A 19,383-nucleotide genomic window follows, 5' to 3' on the forward strand; every position below is an offset into this window, starting at 1 on the left:
TAATCATGGAATTTGAAGAAAAAACCGTCCAACGGACGGAGATTTATCAGGGCCCGATTTTTAAAGTGGTTCAGGACCAGGTAGAGCTGCCAGATGGCAAAGGCCAAGCTCAACGGGATTTGATTTTTCATAATGGGGCGGTGGCTGTAATTGCTATCACTCCGGAAAATAAGATGATTTTAGTCAAGCAGTACCGCAAGGCCATTGAAGCGACTTCTTACGAGATTCCAGCTGGCAAGCTTGAGCTAGGAGAGAATGCAGATCCCCAAACGGCTGCCCTCCGAGAATTAGAAGAAGAGACAGGCTACACTGGACAGCTGGAGTTGGTCTATGATTTCTACTCTGCTATCGGTTTTTGCAATGAGAAAATCAAGCTCTACAGCGCCTGTCATTTGACAAAGGTCGAAAACCCTCGTCCCCAAGACGAGGATGAAACATTGGAACTTTTTGAAGTCAGTCTGGAGGAGGCACATCAGTTGCTGCAAAACGGTGATATCTGTGATGCCAAGACCATCATGGCCCTTCAGTACTGGGAACAAAAAATCTGAATAAATAGGAACGTAGATCAATGGGAAAAGCTTTATTAACAGATGAAATCATTGAGCGGGCTAACCGCGGTGAGGATATTTCGGGGCAGCCTCTCATGGATGACGAGGAAACCAAGATTCTTTCAACTGGCAGAAGCTCCTTTAGCTCGCAGCAGTCTAGCTTACAGGATACTCAATTTGGTTATCAAAGCCCTCAAAACCGCTTTGGTTATGAAGAAGCTCGGTCTCAGCAGAATCAGAGTCGTTTTGGTTATCAGACTGCTCAAAACCAAGAGGAGTTTACGGATGAGACTTTGCACATTGAGGTAGATCCGACCGTGACTAAGAGCCGTCGGATTGAAAACCAGAAGCGGAGCCTCTTTCAAGCCAAACTCAATAAGATTCTCCTTTGGGTAGTTATCCTACTGATTGGTTTGATTGCTGCTATTATTTGGTGGCCTTAAAAACCTGCTTGATTGCACTTAAAAGGAAGCCTAGTCTGTCTAAGCTTCTTTTTCATCAGATGATTTGAGGTATTATATGAAAATTGGAATTATCGCAGCCATGCCTGAAGAGTTGAAGATTCTGCTGGAGCATTTAGAAAATCCGCAGAAGCACCTGCGTTTGGGTCATGTCTATCATACGGGCTCTATTGGCTACCATGAAGTGGTGTTGGTCGAAAGCGGGATTGGAAAGGTTATGTCCGCTATGAGTGTGGCTGTTTTGGTCAATGACTTTAAGGTTACAGCTGTGATTAACACAGGCTCAGCTGGAGCAGTGGCAGAAGGTCTGGCTATCGGCGATGTGGTGGTCGCAGATCGTCTGGTCTACCATGATGTGGACGTGACGGCCTTTGGCTATGACTACGGTCAGATGGCACGGCAGCCGCTTTATTTTGAAGCTAGTCGCTATCTGGTTGCTGAGATGAAGAAAATTTTGGAAAAAACCCATCAAAATGCAAGAGTAGGTTTGATTGCGACAGGTGACAGCTTTGTTGCTGGTCAAGACAAGATTGACCGCATCAAGGAACATTTCCCAGATGTCCTGGCTGTTGAGATGGAAGGCGCAGCTATTGCTCAAGCTACACATTCGATTGGCCTGCCTTTTATGGTTATTCGCGCCATGAGCGACACAGCTAGCCATAATGCTAATGTCACTTTTGATGAATTCATTCTTGAAGCTGGTAAACGCTCTGCAGAAACTCTGATTCAGTTTCTGAAAGAGTTGGTTTAAAGGGGGAGATAGTATGTACAAAGAGTCTTATTTTGATGGTGGTCTCTTTTCTTACATCGGTCATGTGATTTTAGCTACCTTGATTACCGTTTTTACACTGGGAATTTGTGCACCTTGGGGCATGTGTATTCTGTATAATTGGAAGATAAAACATACAGTTATTGACGGGCACCGTCTTTACTTTGATGGTACTGCCATGCAGCTGTTTGGAAATTGGATTAAGTGGTGGCTCCTGACCATTGTTACCTTTGGTATTTATGGCTTTTGGCTGAAAATCAAGCTAATTCAGTGGATTACCAAGCATACACATCATGCGAATTGAGAACAAGCAAGCGAGGCCTAAGTGGCTCGCTTTTCATTTTCTTCTGTCTTGCCAAAAAATCCCTTTTGATGGTATAATCAAGGAACTGCAATCAATGATAGAGGAGAAAAAATGAGTATCTTAGAAGTAAAAAATCTCAGCCACGGTTTCGGAGACCGGGCTATTTTTGAGGATGTATCCTTCCGCCTCCTTAAGGGTGAGCATATCGGCCTAGTCGGTGCCAATGGTGAGGGAAAGTCAACCTTTATGAGCATTGTGACGGGTAAAATGCTACCAGACGAAGGTAAGGTCGAGTGGTCCAAGTATGTGACGGCTGGCTATCTGGACCAGCATGCTGTATTGGAGCAAGGCCAGTCTGTCCGCGATGTTTTGCGCACAGCCTTTGACGAGCTTTTCAAGACCGAGACCCGTATCAATGAAATCTATATGAGCATGGCTGAGGAAGGAGCCGATGTTGATGCCCTGATGGAAGAAGTGGGGGAGCTGCAGGACCGCTTGGAGAGCCGGGATTTCTATACTCTGGACGCCAAGATTGACGAGGTCGCACGAGCTCTAGGCGTCATGGACTACGGTATGGAAAGCGATGTAACGGAGCTATCTGGTGGGCAGCGGACCAAGGTTCTCTTGGCTAAGCTGCTTCTGGAAAAACCGGATATCCTGCTCTTGGACGAGCCAACCAACTATCTGGATGCGGAGCATATTGACTGGCTCAAGCGTTATCTACAGAACTATGAAAATGCCTTTGTTCTAATCTCGCATGATATTCCTTTCCTGAATGACGTCATCAATATCGTCTACCATGTGGAAAATCAGCACTTGACCCGCTATTCTGGCGACTACTATCAGTTCCAGGAAGTCTATGAGATGAAAAAATCTCAGCTGGAAGCGGCCTATGAGCGCCAGCAGAAGGAAATTGCGAACCTCAAGGATTTTGTGGCTCGCAATAAAGCCCGCGTGGCAACTCGAAATATGGCTATGTCCCGCCAGAAAAAGCTGGATAAGATGGACATTATTGAGCTGCAAAGTGAGAAGCCTAAGCCTTCCTTTGATTTCAAGCCTGCCCGTACACCTGGCCGTTTTATCTTTCAGGCTGAGGATTTGCAGATTGGTTACGATCGTCCTTTGACCCAGCCACTTAACCTGACCTTTGAACGTAATCAGAAGGTGGCGATCATCGGGGCAAATGGAATTGGAAAAACGACCTTGCTCAAGAGTTTGCTGGGGATTATCCCGCCTATTGCAGGTCAAGTTGAGCGTGGGGACTATCTAGAGCTGGGCTATTTCGAGCAGGAAGTAGAGGGCGGCAATCGTCAGACACCGCTGGAAGCAGTCTGGAACGCCTTTCCGGCTCTTAACCAAGCAGAAGTCCGAGCGGCTCTGGCCAGATGTGGCCTGACTTCCAAGCACATCGAGAGCCAGATCCAGGTCCTTTCAGGTGGGGAGCAGGCCAAGGTTCGTCTTTGCCTCCTCATGAACCGAGAAAATAATGTTCTAGTGCTGGACGAGCCGACCAACCACCTGGATGTAGATGCCAAGGAGGAGCTTAAGCGAGCTCTGAAAGAATACAAGGGCAGCATCCTTATGGTCTGCCATGAGCCTGATTTCTATGAAGGCTGGATGGACCAGATCTGGGATTTTAACCACTTGACTTGATAAAATTAAATAAAGGAAAAGAGACGGTTCATTGAGAATCGTCTCTTTCTGATACTAATAATTCAAAAACTGCTCGATTTCCTGCTTCTCAATCTGTTTACCATGCTGACAGACAGGGCAGGTGAGGTAATGTTTTCTACCGTAAGGAAAGGTAGGAATCCAATAGAGTGTAAACTTTCGTCCGGTTTCAATAATGTCCCAAGGTGCGACGTTGTGGCAGTTGGCACACTCGATATTGCTTTGGGTCTGTCCTACGTTTTTCTGATAACCTTTATATCCCCAGATAATCATATTGGTTTCTCTCCTTTATTGGTTGGGCACTCAGCTTATTTACTGAAGTCATAGTCCTTGATAATCTCGATTTTTTCAATCTTGATATCTTTTTTAGGCTTGTCATTGTCGTCTGTTTCTGCGGCAGCGATTTTGTCCACCACATCCATCCCTTCCAGCACTTGGCCAAATACGGTGTAAGCTCCGCCATCTAAAGTAGGATTTCCACCTTTTTTATAGGCTTCGATGATTTTGGCTGGGAAGGAATCCGTAGACATTTGGCTAGTCAAATCTTTCTTGCTTTGGTTGATGAAGAACTGACTGCCATTGGTATCAGGGCCTGCATTGGCCATGGATAGGGCGCCTCGGATATTATAGAGATATGGAGAATACTCATTTTTAAAGCCGTTTCCAGAGTCTTTAGACTTGTCTTTGCCCTTCCAGATAGACTCGCCTCCAGTGCCGTTGCCTTTAGGATCTCCGGTCTGAATCATAAATTCATTGATAACACGGTGGAATATAATGCCGTCATAGTAGCCTTCCTTGGCATGGGTCAGGAAGTTTTCAACGGCCAGTGGGGCTTGTTTTGGAAAGAGCTTGATGCGGATATCGCCTTCAGTCGTTACCAACTTGACTTCCGCTTCATCCTCTGCAACTTCTGTAGATAGCTGCGGGAAGTTGGCATTTTCGTTGGTCATGGCATCCTTGAATTGCTCACGGAGTTTGCTGGTTTCCTCTGAATCAGAGCTAGAGCTCACTAGAGAGGAACTGCTGGATGAGTTGGAGGAGCTAGTAGTCTCCTCTTCTTTGTCTTTACCAGAGCAGCCAGCCAAGACAAGTCCTGATAAGAGGCCGATAAGAAGAATTTTTTTCATATAAAACCTTTCTCGCATTAGATTGTAAACTACTGATATTTTACTACAATTAGGCTAGTTTTTCAAACCCTCCTGTGTCAGACAATCCAGAAGCAGATTTTTAAGCCCTGCTGGCCGTAAGTTCAGTTCGCAAATTGCTTCTATGTCTAGCCATTCGGGTTGATAGATATTCTGGGCATGACTGCGAAGGGCTTCCTCACCCTGAATCATTGGGGCTGATGTATGGCCGATAGTGGCATGAAAATAGATTTCTAGGCGTTGGCCATTTCTGAAAGTAAAGGCTGGCTGCAGCTGCTTTTCAGACAAGCTCCAACCCAGCTCTTCCTGAATTTCTCGCTGAGCTGCTTGGACTGCAGTCTCACCTGACTCAGCCCCGCCGCCCGGTATCACAAAATACTCTTCTCCATTTTTCCAGCGGTGGATGAGCAGTATTTGCTTGGTTTGGGGATTGTAAAGAATGACTCCGGCTCGCATTATCTTCCTCCTGAAATATTTTTACTGTTTACTAATTAGAATTTCCTTTTATTCTAACACAAGAACAAGAGTTTTGCTTGGACTTGTTAAAAGTATGGTAGAGTGAACAAATTCATCTTGATGTAATTAATTTTTATCTGCAGAGAGAGCTTAATAGCAGGCGAACTTGTGCATTGAGAGATGTTATGGTAAAATAAACAGAGTAAAAATAATAAGGAGTGTTTTCCATGGAGAAAAGACTGACAAGAGATGTCAACAACAAAAAAATCGCTGGTGTATGTGCTGGTATCGCAAACTACTTTGATTTAGATCCAACCTTGGTCCGTGTTATTTGGATTCTTTTGGTCTGTGTGGCAGGTACAGGTGTTTTGGCTTACTTGATTGCTTGGGCGGTTATGCCAGAGGCTTGATAAGAATTTTGTGATAGTGAAATGAGAACTGGTTAGCCCAGTTCTTTTTACGTGGATAAATAAGTTTTTTGCTTCGGATCTAGATAAAAGATTTCTCATCTAAGTCCCAAATATGGTATAATAAGGGTTATGGCAACTAAGAAAAACACGAAAAAAGGCCGGACAACTCGTCGGCCGACAAAAGCAGAATTAGAAAGACAAAAAGCAATAAAGAGAATGATTGCCACCTTTGTGCTGGCTCTTATTCTTTTGTTTGCAGCAATTAAGCTGGGCGCCTTTGGGGTCACTATTTATAATATGATTCGCCTCTTGGTGGGAAGCTTGGCCTATCTGGCCATTCTGGCCAGCTTTGGCTATCTCTTTTTTTTCAAGTGGCTGCACAAGCACGAGGGGACGGTTTCAGGATTTATCAGCCTCTTTTTGGGACTGGAGTTAATTTTCCAAGCTTATTTTGTCAGTGTGTTGAAGCTAGAAGGGGCAGCTGTCTTATCGACAACTCTAGGCAGGGTCTTGACTGATCTGACAGCCTTTAAGGTCAGCTCCTTCGCGGGTGGCGGCCTGCTGGGCTCTCTCTTATACGCACCTATCTCTTTCCTTTTTTCAAATATCGGTTCTTATTTCTTCGGCCTGCTGCTCATTCTTTTGGGCGGTCTGCTTATGAGCCCTTGGTCTATCTATGACATTTCAGAAAAGGCTATGGTAGCCTTTCAAAATTGGAGAGAAAAGCAGGAAGAGAAGCGACAGCTCCGTTTCCTTGAGCGGGAAGAAAAAGCTGCACAGGCAGCTATGCAAGCTATTGAAGTAGAGCAAGAAGAAGCTGAAGTCGATTCTGAGACAGGAGAGATTTTAGATGACGAGGACTTGTCAGATACAGCTGTGGACTTTGACGAAGCAGACTATGAGGAAGTGGGAAAGTATGATCCTCATGAGCCTCTGGACTTTGGCCGCGAAGAAGAGATGGAGGAGGCGGACGTAGACGTTGAAGTGGACTTTACCGCCAAGGAAAGTCTGGACTATAAGCTGCCGACCATCAACCTCTTTGCGCCTGACAAGCCTAAAAACCAGTCCAAGGAAAAACGCATCGTCCGAGACAATATCAAAATTTTGGAAGAGACCTTTGCTAGTTTTGGGATAAAGGCTGCTGTTGAGCGGGCTGAAATCGGACCTTCCGTCACTAAGTACGAGGTCAAGCCAGCTGTCGGTGTTCGGGTCAATCGGATTTCCAATCTGGCTGATGACTTGGCTCTTGCCCTAGCTGCCAAGGATGTACGGATTGAGGCACCAATTCCTGGGAAATCCCTAGTCGGGATTGAAGTACCCAACTCTGAAGTTGCGACCGTGACTTTCCGAGAACTTTGGGAACAGTCCAAGACGGATGCCAGCAAGCTCCTAGAAATCCCACTTGGTAAGGCTGTCAACGGCTCTGTCCGTTCTTTTGACTTGGCTAAGATGCCCCATCTCTTGGTAGCGGGCTCTACTGGCTCTGGAAAATCTGTGGCCGTAAACGGTATTATCGCCAGCATTCTCATGAAGGCCAGACCGGATGAAGTCAAATTTATGATGGTAGATCCTAAGATGGTGGAGCTGTCCGTTTATAATGACATTCCCCACTTGCTTATCCCCGTCGTGACCAATCCCCGCAAGGCTAGTCGAGCTCTGCAGAAGGTTGTAGACGAGATGGAAAACCGCTACGAACTATTCTCCAAGGTCGGTGCCCGCAACATTGCCGGCTACAATGCTAAAGTAGCTGAGTACAATGCTCAGTCAGAATACAAGCAGGTTCCCCTGCCTTTAATCGTTGTCATCGTGGATGAGTTGGCTGACCTTATGATGGTGGCCAGCAAGGAAGTGGAAGACGCCATTATCCGGTTGGGACAAAAGGCGCGTGCGGCTGGGATTCACATGATTCTGGCTACCCAGCGGCCATCTGTAGATGTTATCTCCGGTCTGATTAAGGCTAATGTGCCTTCTCGGATTACCTTTGCTGTGTCCAGCGGGACAGACAGTCGGACCATTCTGGATGAAAATGGGGCGGAAAAGCTCTTGGGGCGTGGGGATATGCTCTTTAAGCCTATTGATGAAAACCATCCGGTTCGTTTGCAGGGCTCCTTTATCTCAGATGAAGATGTGGAGCGAATCGTAGCCTTTGTCAAGAATCAAGCTGAAGCTGATTATGACGATAGCTTTGATCCGGGTGAAGTATCTGAAAGTGATTTGGATACTGGTGGGGGCGACGATGAAGGCGATCCTCTCTTTGAAGAAGCCAAGGCTTTGGTTATCGAGACTCAGAAAGCCAGCGCTTCTATGATTCAGCGGCGACTCTCGGTCGGCTTTAACCGGGCTACTCGTCTCATGGAAGAACTTGAAGCAGCAGGCGTTATCGGGCCAGCCGAGGGAACCAAGCCGAGAAAAGTTTTGCAGACTAATTAATTCTAATTTCACTAGTCTGCCAGCAAAATAATCATTTGATAAAAACAAATCTGCCAGCAGTCAGCCGGCAGATTTTCTCTACTTACACATTGCCAAGGGAAGGAAAAGAAGGTATGAAACTAGACACCATTCACCATATTGCGATTATTGGCCATGATTATGCCAAAACTAGGGAGTTTTATGTGGACAAGCTAGGCTTTGAGCAGTTGGATGAGCACCACCGACCAGACAAACAGGATATTCTCTTTAATGTCCGCAAGGGAAATCTGACTCTGGAAATTTTTATCAAGGAAGAAGCTCCCAAGCGGCCAGCCCTGCCACATCCTGAGCATACTGGTCTGAGGCATCTGGCTTTCCGAGTGACAAATGTCGAAGAAATGCTAGCGGAGTTTGACCGTTTGGATATTCCTCATACCGAGCTACGCTATGACGACTTCGACGGTCGTAAGATGGCTTTCTTCTTTGATCCGGACGGCCTGCCTCTGGAGATTCACGAATAAGACTAGGAGCATCGGAAGATCCTTTTTTCTCGGTAAAAGAATGACTTGTGAATCTCACATATGAAAAACCCATCGGCTATCTAATAACCGATGGGTTTTATTGACATTGTTACAAAAAGAGTCCGATGACCATGGCTAGATACATGAAGAAGGTCAAAAGAAATCCAGCCCGCCAGAAGAACTTAAAGAACTTAGGATAGTAGAAGCTTCGTTTTTTCTTGAGAAAATAGATGGTGATGGCGATAGCGAGAACTGAGAGAGCTAGGGTCAGCTGGGGCAGCAAGCTATGATAGTAGGCCTTGTCTGAAATGATATAAAATTCCACAACAAAAAGCGGAAAAGCCAAGTCCGCAAAGTTTAAACCGTATTTTCTTAATTGAAAAACTCGCACAGTAATAGTGGTTAAAATCAAAGTTAAAAAGATAAATAAAATCGAAGCAATCTTTAATAGTGTCATAAGATTATTTTACCATAAAAAAATCAAAAAAGAAGATAAAATTCCTTGCATTTAAGAAAGTTTAGTGTATAATAGAAAGGTATGCGAAAAGCATACTTGTGGGAGGTAAAAATCTTTATTTACCGCCAAAACCACAAAGGAGGATTTAAAAATGGCTAAAAAAGTCGAAAAACTTGTAAAATTGCAAATCCCTGCTGGTAAAGCTACTCCAGCTCCACCAGTTGGTCCTGCGCTTGGTCAAGCCGGTATCAACATCATGGGATTCACTAAGGAGTTCAACGCTCGTACAGCTGATCAAGCTGGTATGATTATTCCAGTTGTTATCTCAGTATACGAAGACAAATCATTCACTTTCGTGACTAAGACTCCGCCAGCTGCTGTTCTTTTGAAGAAAGCTGCAGGTGTTGAAAAAGGTTCTGGTGAGCCAAACAAAACGAAAGTTGCAACAGTTACTCGTGCGCAAGTACAAGAAATTGCTGAAACTAAGATGCCAGATTTGAACGCTGCAAACATCGAGTCTGCAATGCGTATGATTGAAGGTACTGCTCGTTCTATGGGATTCACTGTTGTTGACTAATCAATAACGCTCATCCCATTTGCCCGCACTACACTTGATCAGATTGACGAGTGACGTGGGAGATGAAAATCGATTGAACCACTTACAAGGAGAAAGATAAAATGGCTAAAAAAAGCAAACAACTTCGTGCTGCTCTTGAAAAAATCGACAGCACAAAAGCATACAGCGTAGAAGAAGCTGTAGCACTTGCAAAAGAAACTAACTTTGCAAAATTCGACGCAACTGTAGAAGTTGCTTACAACTTGAACATTGATGTTAAAAAAGCTGACCAACAAATCCGTGGCGCAATGGTATTGCCAAACGGAACTGGTAAAACTTCACGCGTTCTTGTTTTCGCACGTGGTGCTAAAGCAGAAGAAGCGAAAGCTGCTGGTGCAGACTTCGTTGGTGAAGATGACCTCGTTGCAAAAATCAACGACGGTTGGTTGGACTTTGACGTAGTAATTGCTACACCTGACATGATGGCACTTGTAGGTCGCCTTGGACGTGTCCTTGGTCCTCGTAACTTAATGCCAAACCCTAAGACTGGTACTGTAACAATGGACGTTGCAAAAGCAGTTGAAGAGTCTAAAGGTGGTAAGATTACTTACCGTGCAGACCGTTCAGGTAACGTACAAGCTATCATTGGTAAAGTTTCATTTGAAGCTGACAAGTTGGTTGAAAACTTCAAAGCTTTCAACGACAAAATCCAAAAAGCGAAACCAGCTACTGCTAAAGGTACTTACGTAACGAACCTGACTATCACTACTACACAAGGTGTTGGTATCAAGGTTGACGTAAACTCACTTTAAGAATTAAATTGAACTGCCTCCGGGTAGTTCTTTTTTTGAAATAAAAATGATAATAGCGGTTACAATTGCAAAGAAACATGTTATAATAATATCGAATCAATTTATTTTATAAGATAAATTGCAATAAAAAGTGCAACAAATCTAAAATTCATCCATAAGTGCCTCAAATGCTGTTTTGTAACCTAAGCATTTTCTTGGACGGTGATTTATAGCAAGTAAAGCATTTACTAACGATTCATCAGTAATGTCGGTTAGATTAGTCCTCTTAGGAAAATATTCTCTAAGCAAACCATTTGAATTTTCATTACTTCCTCTTTGCCAAGATGAATAAGCGTCCGCAAAGTAAAAGTCTATTCCTAAAGCTTCCACTTGAGGATAACAAGCAAATTCTTTTCCTCTGTCTGATGTAAATGTTTTTAAAAAGTTCTTAGGAAAAATCTTCTGAAGTGTTTCTATGGCTGAAAACATCGACCTAGCTGATCGGTCAGGTATTTTAAATGCCAGATAAAAACGTGTTTTGCGCTCTACAAATGTAGCCAAGCATCCTTAGCCATGCTAGTTGGTTTATTTGTTAGGTAGTTTCCTAGTGTAGTGGGTTTACTTCTCATTTTCAATCTTCTTATAAATAGGAGGAAGCAATGAAGAAAATATTATCCTTACAAACTATGCTTTCTACTGAACAAATAAAATTCTGCAGCGCATCTAATATTAGCGTGATGTGTAAAAAGCATAGTTCTATTAGCTTGTTTTTATGTGTGAAAACAATAAATAAATAAAAGACTGTGTTAACAAACTCTATATTCGTTATTTATTATAATGGTTTGAATTTCAGGCTCTCAACTACTCTGAGCAATTAGTTAGGTCATAGTGGTAGGAGGGCCTTTTATTATTCTCCACTTGTCATTTTAAGTTTGACAATTTCATTAACCCCAGAAAGCCATAGGTCGCGATTTTTGTTTATCCAAAACCCTGTCGATAAGATAAAGTCCCGATAAATTAATCTTTACGGGACTTCATAAGAAATGAGATCAAATAATTAAACTGCTACTAACTATTATTTCCCCTCAGAACCAATAAAATCTTACCTGTATAATCTGAGGAAATCTTCAATGAATTAATCGACTCAACTTTTATCTGTTTTATTGCAAAATATGTTTTACCATGATAACGAATATTAAAATCATGATAAGAACCTTTTTCTACAGATTTAAAAGGGTTATTATTAAAACTAAAGTCTGTTTTCCTAATTGTTTCAATGTTTTCTTTTGTGCTCATCACATAAACATATCCAGAAAAATTACTACTTATAGCCAACTCATCCCCAATCTTTTGCTCAGATACTTGAGTTATTCCTAGATCCTCAATATCTTCTTTGGGGGTCTCTTGATTGATTTCTGATTTAATATCTTGCACGGTATCGTTAGCGCCGAAATCACATGATACAAGTATGAATGAAGCGATTAGACAAATCATACCTATAAATATACTTTGTTTTCTCATTATCTTAACTCCTTTTGTATTCAAATATATCACCAGGTTGGCAATCAAGCTCTCTGCAAATATTTAATAATGTAGCAAATCGTACCCCCTTAGCTTTTCCCGTTTTTAATATTGATAAATTCGCTTCTGTAATATTGATTCTATTTGCCAATTCTTTAGAAGTGATATTCCTAGATTTAATTATTTTATCTAAATTTATCTTAATTTCTTCCATCTCATCAAATAATCTCCTCATTTTCTTTCTGTATATAATATCCTTTTTTAAACACTATAATTAAAAAATAATTTAATGCCAAAAATAAAATATTAATCAAGTAATTTTTTATTGAAAAATCAAACAAGCTACTTACATTATCTATATTCAAAATATTAATAACTAGATTAATTAATAACTGTAAAATTGTTGAACTAATTAAAAATAGAAAGGATTGTTTTAGATATTTTAAATTTTTAATTTTAAAATACTTATCGTTGCTAAACTCTAACAATAACCTACTCCATATCCCTAATAATTTTATAAATATAAAGCATATAACTATTGCCATTATAAGAATTAATAAGGGATAAATAATTGGTGCTTCAATTATGAAATTCCCATAGTCAAATATAAAATTCCCCTGACTATTCTGCCCTCCAAAGAAAATTCCCGCTACTCCTACTAACAATAGAAAAATAAGCAGAAAAATTAGGTACCGTGCAAAAGATAGAATAACTCCAATTTTCGTTAAAAGTTTATCCATATGTATACCTCCTTCTAATTATCGTATTAGAATAATTCTCTTTTCAAGATTATTCTAATACAATAATTATTCTTGGTCAATAGTTTTGCCAATTAATCTCAATTACTTAACACATATGAAGCTCACAATCACCTTAAAAAAAGTGATACTACTAAAATAAAAAATACCTCTTAATACTAAATCCGTTTTAAAGAGGTAAATTATTATATTTCTAAAAACTAACATTTGCTAATACTTGATTTACTGAAAAAGTTGATTAAACACAGTGTGCTATAATACACTAAAGTAATGATACTTTCAAGCTCGTCTCGTAAGAAAACTCACCTATCTCTCAAGAGTTAACAATACTCTTTCAATTGTCAGGTATTTATAATTTACACCCTAATGTACACTATCTTCCAGTAATCGATTATACAGCTCACAGGATTCTTTTAAATCATTATGCGTTCCATTATACTCTATTGTTTTATTATTTAATATAACGATTTCATCAGCAGAAATAATTGTCTTCAATCTATGAGCAATTATCAGAACTGTCTTTCCTTTCAAATACCTTTCTAAAGCAATTTGAACAAGCTTTTCTGTATGAGTATCCAAAGCAGATGTAGGTTCATCAAGTAAATCCTTTGCTTTTCCCTCTGGAAGAAACCATGGTATCTAATTCCCAATGACCGAAATTTTGCCTGCCCTTCACTTCTTTAGGTCGTTTGGAAATAGGTTTACCAATAATGAATTTCCCTCTAGTCTCATGAGGTTCACGTGTTTTACCTTTTCGTCTTAACGTCTCTACACTAACTTCGAGTTGGCCATTATATATCCAATTATAAATCGTTTTAAACGATACGATTGGCTTATTTTCGTACTGATAACGCCCATGAATCTGCTCGGGTGACCAAGATGCTTTTAAATGACGTTCTATATCTTTCTTCATCTGTGAAGTACATGCAGTTTTCCTTCCCTTAAGTCTAGATAATTCCTCATATTGCCTTTGTGCTTCTTCGGCAGAATATTTATTTGGACACCGTTTGATTTCTCGGCTAATTGATGAACGGTGAAAACCTAACTTAGTTGCAATATAGGACAGATTAAAACCTGCTTCAAGATATGCTTCTATCTTTAGCCGATCAATTATGGTAATATGTAAGTAGCCCATAGGATCTCCTTGTGTCTGTTTGTGTGGTTACTTACAGTTTACACGATTTGAGAACCTATGGGTTTTTTGTTGCACTATATTTTACAATTTATCATAACAAAAGGAGACGGTGTCATGAAAAAAGATCAGAACCAGCTAACTTGGCTGATGGTATCTCTGATTGCTTTTAATATGGTCTGGGGTCTGGGAAATGTGGTTAATAACTACTCCCAGCAGGGCATTTCGGTAATTGTTTCTTGGATTCTTATCCTAGCTATTTACTTTATTCCCTATGCCCTCATCGTGGGGCAGCTAGGCTCGACTTTCAAGGAGAGCGGAGGCGATGTCAGCGACTGGGTGGAGAAGACCTCTACCAAGCGTCTGGCTTATTTTGCGGCCTGGACTTACTGGGTGGTGCATATTCCTTATCTGGCTCAGAAGCCGCAGGGAGTTTTAATTCCGCTAGGCTGGGCTATTCAGGGAAATGGAGACTTTTTGAGCAGTCTTGATATTCACTGGATCGTTATTCTTAGCTTACTTATTTTCGGCGCCTTTCTCTACTTGTCCACCAAAGGCCTGTCCACGCTCAAGGTGATTGGGGGGGGCTGGCTGGTAGCGCTATGCTGATTATGTCCTTCCTCTTTGTCCTCTTAGCGGTCGGGGCGCCTTTTATCAAACCTGATATGCAGTTTGCGACGGCCAATATGGATAAGCTCAGCACTTATATTCCCAACTTTGATTTTTCTTATTTCACGACTATCTCCCTCTTAGTCTTTGCGGTCGGCGGGGCTGAGAAAATATCGCCTTACGTTAATCAAACACGCAATCCAGCCAAGGAATTTCCAAAGGGAATGATTGTCATGGCTGTCATGGTTGGTGCATCTGCTATCCTAGGCTCTCTAGCTATGGGCATGCTTTTTGATGGCAGCAATATTCCTGAGGATCTGATGCGAAACGGTGCTTACCAAGCCTTCCAAAAGCTGGGCAACTATTGGGGCGTGGGCAATGTACTAGTAGTCATCTATGCTCTGACCAATATGGTTGGACAGATTGCTGCACTGGCTTTCTCTATTGATGCGCCTCTGCAAATCATGCTCAATAATGCTGATGAAGAGTTTGTCCCAAGTTGGCTGCGCAAGCGGACATCAAAAGGAGTCCTCATTAACGGTTACATCCTGACTGGGATTTTGGTTAGCTTACTAATTATTCTGCCTATCTTTGGAATCAAAGAAATTGACGGCCTGATCAAGTGGATGACCAATCTCAACTCCATTGTTATGCCCATGCGGTATCTCTGGGTATTCCTGGCCTACATGATGTTGAACAAGGCTTGGAAGAAGTACAAGGATGCCGAGTACAAGTTTACTAAAAATCCAAAAGTTGGCTTTGCCATCGGAGCTTGGTGCTTCCTCTTTACAGCCGTTGCCTGCATCTTAGGGATGGTTCCCAAAGTAGACTATGCAACAGATCCAGCTGGCTGGCATTCTCTCTCTTGACTAATATTTTGACCCCAATCGTCTTAATCAGTCTGGGTGTTATTCTGCCAATTTTAGCTAAGCGGGAAAAGAAACAGTCGCTCAAGTAGTGAGTGGATTATGTGAAAAATGATTGAAGTTTTTACTTCCCAGTCCTATCTGATGATAGGGCTGGTTTTTCTGTGAAATGAGCTAGACTGCTCTGCTATTTTACTAAAAGGAAAAAAGAAAAATTTCAGTGATTTAACTATATAAAAATCACAAAATGTGGTAAAATAGTACAGATAAAATAAGGAGTGAAAAAATGGTAGAACCTAAGTATAAGCGTATTTTGATTAAGTTGTCGGGTGAAGCTCTTGCTGGTGAAAAAGGCGTTGGTATTGATATTCAAACCGTTCAGAAGATGGCGGAAGAAATCAAAGAAGTTCACGATTTGGGTGTTCAGATTGCTCTAGTTATCGGAGGCGGAAACCTTTGGCGGGGTGAGCCGGCAGCAGAAGCGGGCATGGACCGCGTGCAGGCCGACTATACTGGTATGTTGGGCACTGTCATGAATGCGCTGGTAATGGCGGATTCGCTGCAGCAAGTAGGTGTTGACACGCGCGTGCAGACAGCGATTGCTATGCAGCAAGTAGCTGAGCCTTACATCCGTGGTCGAGCCCTTCGCCATTTGGAAAAAGGCCGTATCGTAATTTTCGGTGCAGGTATTGGTTCTCCTTATTTTTCAACCGATACAACCGCTGCCTTGCGCTCAGCAGAGATTGAAGCAGATGCGATTCTCATGGCTAAAAATGGCGTGGACGGTGTCTATAATGCCGATCCTAAGAAGGACAAGACCGCTGTTAAGTTTGATGAGCTGACCCACCGGGATGTCATCAGTAAGGGACTGCGGATTATGGACTCAACGGCTTCGACACTGTCTATGGATAATGACATTGACTTGGTTGTCTTTAATATGAACGAGCCAGGCAATATCAAACGCGTTGTTATCGGTGAGCAAATCGGAACAACAGTATCAAATAATTTATAAGAACGGAGATTAGAAACTCATGGCAAATGCAATTGTAGAAAAAGCAAAAGAAAGAATGACCCACTCGCACCAAAGTCTGGCTCGTGAATTTGGCAGCATCCGTGCAGGCCGTGCCAATGCCAGCCTTTTGGACCGCATCCATGTTGAGTACTATGGAGTAGAAACTCCGCTCAACCAAATCGCTTCAATTACGATTCCGGAAGCGCGTGTTCTTTTGGTGACACCTTTTGACAAGTCTTCTATCAAGGACATTGAGCGTGCGCTCAACGCTTCTGACCTCGGGATTATGCCAGCAAGCGATGGCTCTGTGATTCGCCTGGTAATCCCAGCTCTGACAGAGGAAACTCGTCGGGACTTGGCTAAAGAAGTGAAAAAGGTCGGTGAAAATGCTAAAGTTGCCATCCGTAACATCCGCCGAGATGCTATGGATGAAGCTAAGAAGCAGGAAAAGGCCAAAGAAATCACCGAAGATGACTTGAAGACCTTGGAAAAGGACATTCAAAAAGTAACGGACGATGCTGTCAAACATATCGATGAGATGACAGCAAATAAAGAAAAAGAACTTTTAGAAGTTTAACATTTTTATCAGAATCAAAACTCAGTTGGCTTTGGCTGACTGAGTTGTTTTAACATCAAAAATCCTTGCCCGGTTTGAAGAAGCAAGGTAGAAAATAGGTCTATATGAATACAAATCTTGCCAGCTTCATCGTGGGTATCATCACGGATGAAAATGATCGCTTTTACTTTGTTCAAAAGGACGGTCAGGTTTACGCTCTTTCTAAGGAAGAGGGAGCGTATGAGCTAGGTCAGTCTGTCAAGGGCTTTGCCTACAGCGATATGAAACAGAAGCTTCGCCTGACAACTCTTGAAGTTACAGCTACCCAAGACCAGTTTGGCTGGGGAACGGTAACAGAGGTCCGCAAGGATCTGGGAGTCTTTGTCGATACCGGTCTGCCAGATAAGCAAATCGTGGTATCGCTGGACATCTTGCCAGAAATCAAGGAACTCTGGCCTAAGAAGGGTGACCGCCTTTATATCCGTCTAGATGTGGACAAGAAAGATCGCATCTGGGGCCAACTGGCTTATCAAGAGGATTTCCAGCGTCTGGCTCGTCCAGCCTACAATAACATGCAGAATCAAAACTGGCCAGCCATTGTTTATCGGCTCAAGCTTTCTGGCACTTTTGTCTACCTGCCGGAGAATAATATGCTGGGCTTCATTCATCCGAGCGAGCGCTATGCAGAGCCACGTCTCGGGCAAGTCTTGGACGCACGGGTAATTGGCTTCCGTGAAGTAGACCGCACGCTTAATCTCTCCCTTAAGCCTCGCTCCTTTGAAATGCTGGAAAATGATGCTCAGATGATTCTGACCTATCTGGAAAGCAATGGCGGCTTCATGACCTTGAACGATAAGTCTTCACCAGACGACATCAAGGCGACCTTTGGCATTTCCAAAGGCCAGTTTAAAAAAGCTCTAGGTGGGCTGATGAAAGCTGGTAAAATCAAGCAGGACCCAACTGGAACGGAGTTGGTGTGAGGATAAAGAATCACGTATCTAGAGCTGATGCTTGGAAGAATACAATCTTAAAGAAATGAAAGGAACCTATGAGAAAATCTTTTTACAGCTGGCTGATGACAGAGCGCAATCCTAAGAGTAAGGAGCCCAAGGCTATTTTGGCGGACTTAGCTTTTCAGGATACAGCCTTTCCCAAGCATACGGATGATTTTGATGAGGTCAGTCGTTTTCTGGAGGAGCATGCAAATTTTTCCTTTAACCTTGGTGAGTTCGATGCTATTTGGGAAGAGTATCAGGCCCATTAAGTGGATAGTGGCTAGGGATAGTCATTTTCTGCTTGCTTTGATATAATGAAGGTAATTCATTCAAAAAAATAAAATAGAGAGGTTCTTTGTTTGCAGGAACATTCAGTAGAATTAAAACTGGGCCATCCAGATGATGCCTTTCATCTCTTTGGCTCTAATGAACGCCATCTGCGCCTAATGGAGCAGGAATTGAAGGTCACCATCCATGCCCGAACCGAGATTGTGCAGATTTTGGGCACAAAGGCTGCCTGCGAGGAGACTCGACAGGTCATTCAGGCTCTGTTGGTCTTGGTCAATCGTGGCATGACCATCGGTACTCCCGATGTTGTGACAGCCATTACCATGGTCAAAAATGATGAAATTGATAAGTTTGTAGCTCTTTACGAAGAAGAGATTATCAAGGACAGCTATGGCAAGCCGATTCGGGTCAAGACACTTGGTCAGAAAATCTATGTAGACAGCGTTAAAAATCATGATATCGTCTTTGGGATCGGGCCGGCTGGAACAGGGAAGACCTTTCTGGCGGTGACCTTGGCGGTGACAGCTCTCAAGCGTGGGCAGGTCAAGCGAATTATCTTGACGCGGCCGGCAGTAGAAGCTGGTGAGAGTTTGGGTTTTCTGCCTGGTGACCTTAAGGAAAAGGTTGATCCATATCTGCGTCCGGTCTATGATGCCTTGTATCAGATTTTGGGCAAGGACCAGACAACGCGCCTTATGGAGCGAGAAATCATTGAGATTGCGCCCCTAGCCTATATGCGGGGGCGGACGCTGGATGATGCCTTTGTGATTCTGGACGAGGCACAGAATACTACCATCATGCAGATGAAGATGTTTCTGACACGTCTCGGCTTTCAGTCCAAGATGATTGTCAATGGAGATATTAGCCAGATTGACCTGCCTCGCAATGTTAAGTCCGGCCTCATTGATGCTCAGGAGAAATTGAAGAACATCTCCCAGATTGACTTTGTCCATTTCTCAGCTAAGGATGTCGTTCGTCATCCAGTGGTGGCGGAGATTATTCGGGCTTATGAACCAACTCCTGTTAAAGAAGCTACAACTGAGCCAGAAGAAATGGAATAAGAGAACTAGATATCAGTTTACGTCAGCCATGATATAGAATTTTTAAGGCTTATAAAATGATTAAAATTTATTATCTAGGAAGATAAA

23 protein-coding genes and 3 pseudogenes are annotated in these 19,383 nt (G+C 42.6%); 17 read left to right on the forward strand and 9 right to left on the reverse strand.

Annotated features, from left to right (window positions below):
* Positions 1-5 precede the first annotated feature (5 nt).
* From MK370_RS06535 to MK370_RS06555, 5 genes are all read left to right on the forward strand, one after another.
* Positions 6-548, forward strand: coding sequence for an NUDIX hydrolase (locus tag MK370_RS06535; RefSeq protein ID WP_268684645.1), 543 nt, complete (start codon positions 6-8; stop codon positions 546-548).
* 20 nt (positions 549-568) lie between these two features.
* A complete protein-coding gene (gene macP, locus MK370_RS06540; RefSeq protein WP_268684646.1) occupies positions 569-991 on the forward strand; it encodes a cell wall synthase accessory phosphoprotein MacP in 423 nt (140 codons plus the stop codon).
* 76 nt (positions 992-1,067) lie between these two features.
* On the forward strand, positions 1,068-1,760 hold the full coding sequence (locus tag MK370_RS06545) for a 5'-methylthioadenosine/adenosylhomocysteine nucleosidase (protein ID WP_268684647.1): 693 nt from the start codon (positions 1,068-1,070) through the stop codon (positions 1,758-1,760).
* A 13-nt stretch (positions 1,761-1,773) separates the two neighbouring features.
* A complete protein-coding gene (locus tag MK370_RS06550; protein WP_268684648.1) occupies positions 1,774-2,082 on the forward strand; it encodes a DUF898 family protein in 309 nt (102 codons plus the stop codon).
* 111 nt (positions 2,083-2,193) lie between these two features.
* Positions 2,194-3,735, forward strand: coding sequence for an ABC-F family ATP-binding cassette domain-containing protein (locus MK370_RS06555; protein WP_268684649.1), 1,542 nt, complete (start codon positions 2,194-2,196; stop codon positions 3,733-3,735).
* 54 nt (positions 3,736-3,789) lie between these two features.
* Here MK370_RS06555 and MK370_RS06560 read toward each other — a convergent pair whose 3' ends face one another.
* Genes MK370_RS06560 through MK370_RS06570 form a run of 3 tightly spaced genes read right to left on the reverse strand, consistent with a single transcriptional unit; the run spans position 3,790 to position 5,354 of the window.
* Positions 3,790-4,026 (reverse strand): zinc-ribbon domain-containing protein, encoded by a 237-nt coding sequence (locus MK370_RS06560; protein ID WP_002897142.1) that lies wholly within the window; start codon positions 4,024-4,026, stop codon positions 3,790-3,792.
* 35 nt (positions 4,027-4,061) lie between these two features.
* Entirely contained in the window at positions 4,062-4,880 is an 819-nt protein-coding gene (locus tag MK370_RS06565; RefSeq protein WP_268684650.1) for a peptidylprolyl isomerase, read from the reverse strand.
* A gap of 54 nt (positions 4,881-4,934) precedes the next feature.
* Positions 4,935-5,354, reverse strand: a complete 420-nt coding sequence (locus tag MK370_RS06570; RefSeq protein WP_268684651.1) for an NUDIX hydrolase — start codon at positions 5,352-5,354, stop codon at positions 4,935-4,937.
* 227 nt (positions 5,355-5,581) lie between these two features.
* Between MK370_RS06570 and MK370_RS06575 the strand changes: the two genes are divergently transcribed.
* The 3 genes from MK370_RS06575 (at position 5,582) to MK370_RS06585 (ending at position 8,694) form a co-directional block, all read left to right on the forward strand.
* Positions 5,582-5,764: a PspC domain-containing protein gene (locus MK370_RS06575; protein ID WP_002899876.1), complete on the forward strand. Its 183-nt coding sequence runs from the start codon at positions 5,582-5,584 to the stop codon at positions 5,762-5,764.
* Positions 5,765-5,893: 129 nt separating this feature from the next.
* Positions 5,894-8,194: a DNA translocase FtsK gene (locus MK370_RS06580; protein WP_268684652.1), complete on the forward strand. Its 2,301-nt coding sequence runs from the start codon at positions 5,894-5,896 to the stop codon at positions 8,192-8,194.
* Positions 8,195-8,307: 113 nt separating this feature from the next.
* Positions 8,308-8,694 carry a VOC family protein gene (locus MK370_RS06585; protein WP_268684653.1) on the forward strand — a complete coding sequence of 129 codons (387 nt, stop codon included), beginning with the start codon at positions 8,308-8,310 and terminating at the stop codon, positions 8,692-8,694.
* Positions 8,695-8,803: 109 nt separating this feature from the next.
* Here the strand turns inward: MK370_RS06585 and MK370_RS06590 are convergent, their stop codons facing one another.
* A complete protein-coding gene (locus MK370_RS06590) occupies positions 8,804-9,151 on the reverse strand; it encodes a DUF3397 domain-containing protein (RefSeq protein ID WP_002897148.1) in 348 nt (115 codons plus the stop codon).
* Between the two features lie 151 nt (positions 9,152-9,302).
* On the opposite strand from MK370_RS06590, the gene rplK reads away from it, so the two are divergent.
* On the forward strand, positions 9,303-9,728 hold the full coding sequence (gene rplK / locus MK370_RS06595) for a 50S ribosomal protein L11 (RefSeq protein WP_002894851.1): 426 nt from the start codon (positions 9,303-9,305) through the stop codon (positions 9,726-9,728).
* Between the two features lie 101 nt (positions 9,729-9,829).
* Complete coding sequence (rplA, locus tag MK370_RS06600; protein ID WP_268684654.1) at positions 9,830-10,519, forward strand: 50S ribosomal protein L1; 690 nt, start codon at positions 9,830-9,832, stop codon at positions 10,517-10,519.
* A 141-nt stretch (positions 10,520-10,660) separates the two neighbouring features.
* Here the strand turns inward: rplA and MK370_RS06605 are convergent.
* Positions 10,661-11,065: pseudogene (locus MK370_RS06605) on the reverse strand (IS30 family transposase); the annotation flags it as partial.
* Positions 11,066-11,157: 92 nt separating this feature from the next.
* Here MK370_RS06605 and MK370_RS11345 point away from each other — a divergent pair.
* A complete protein-coding gene (locus tag MK370_RS11345) occupies positions 11,158-11,295 on the forward strand; it encodes a class III lanthipeptide (RefSeq protein ID WP_197709054.1) in 138 nt (45 codons plus the stop codon).
* 271 nt (positions 11,296-11,566) lie between these two features.
* Here the strand turns inward: MK370_RS11345 and MK370_RS06610 are convergent, their stop codons facing one another.
* The 4 genes and pseudogenes from MK370_RS06610 to MK370_RS06625 form a co-directional block, all read right to left on the reverse strand.
* Positions 11,567-12,019 (reverse strand): hypothetical protein, encoded by a 453-nt coding sequence (locus tag MK370_RS06610; RefSeq protein WP_002904809.1) that lies wholly within the window; start codon positions 12,017-12,019, stop codon positions 11,567-11,569.
* A gap of 4 nt (positions 12,020-12,023) precedes the next feature.
* The gene (locus MK370_RS06615; RefSeq protein ID WP_032908247.1) at positions 12,024-12,233 is read right to left on the reverse strand and encodes a helix-turn-helix domain-containing protein; all 210 of its coding nucleotides are present in this window, start codon (positions 12,231-12,233) and stop codon (positions 12,024-12,026) included.
* Between the two features lie 4 nt (positions 12,234-12,237).
* Complete coding sequence (locus MK370_RS06620; RefSeq protein WP_268684655.1) at positions 12,238-12,759, reverse strand: DUF2975 domain-containing protein; 522 nt, start codon at positions 12,757-12,759, stop codon at positions 12,238-12,240.
* 622 nt (positions 12,760-13,381) lie between these two features.
* Positions 13,382-13,912, reverse strand: a pseudogene (locus tag MK370_RS06625) (IS30 family transposase); the annotation flags it as partial.
* A 114-nt stretch (positions 13,913-14,026) separates the two neighbouring features.
* Between MK370_RS06625 and MK370_RS06630 the strand changes: the two are divergent.
* From MK370_RS06630 to MK370_RS06655, 6 genes and pseudogenes are all read left to right on the forward strand, one after another.
* Positions 14,027-15,476, forward strand: a pseudogene (locus MK370_RS06630) (APC family permease).
* Between the two features lie 194 nt (positions 15,477-15,670).
* The gene (pyrH, locus tag MK370_RS06635; RefSeq protein ID WP_002894857.1) at positions 15,671-16,396 is read left to right on the forward strand and encodes a UMP kinase; all 726 of its coding nucleotides are present in this window, start codon (positions 15,671-15,673) and stop codon (positions 16,394-16,396) included.
* A gap of 19 nt (positions 16,397-16,415) precedes the next feature.
* Positions 16,416-16,973, forward strand: a complete 558-nt coding sequence (gene frr, locus MK370_RS06640; RefSeq protein WP_268684656.1) for a ribosome recycling factor — start codon at positions 16,416-16,418, stop codon at positions 16,971-16,973.
* 104 nt (positions 16,974-17,077) lie between these two features.
* A complete protein-coding gene (gene cvfB, locus MK370_RS06645; RefSeq protein ID WP_268684657.1) occupies positions 17,078-17,932 on the forward strand; it encodes an RNA-binding virulence regulatory protein CvfB in 855 nt (284 codons plus the stop codon).
* A gap of 68 nt (positions 17,933-18,000) precedes the next feature.
* Positions 18,001-18,216, forward strand: coding sequence for a YozE family protein (locus MK370_RS06650; protein WP_002894860.1), 216 nt, complete (start codon positions 18,001-18,003; stop codon positions 18,214-18,216).
* Between the two features lie 90 nt (positions 18,217-18,306).
* On the forward strand, positions 18,307-19,296 hold the full coding sequence (locus MK370_RS06655) for a PhoH family protein (protein ID WP_268684658.1): 990 nt from the start codon (positions 18,307-18,309) through the stop codon (positions 19,294-19,296).
* Positions 19,297-19,383 lie beyond the last annotated feature (87 nt).

Source organism: Streptococcus sanguinis (assembly GCF_026781265.1).
In the GTDB taxonomy this organism is placed as follows: domain Bacteria; phylum Bacillota; class Bacilli; order Lactobacillales; family Streptococcaceae; genus Streptococcus; species Streptococcus sanguinis_T.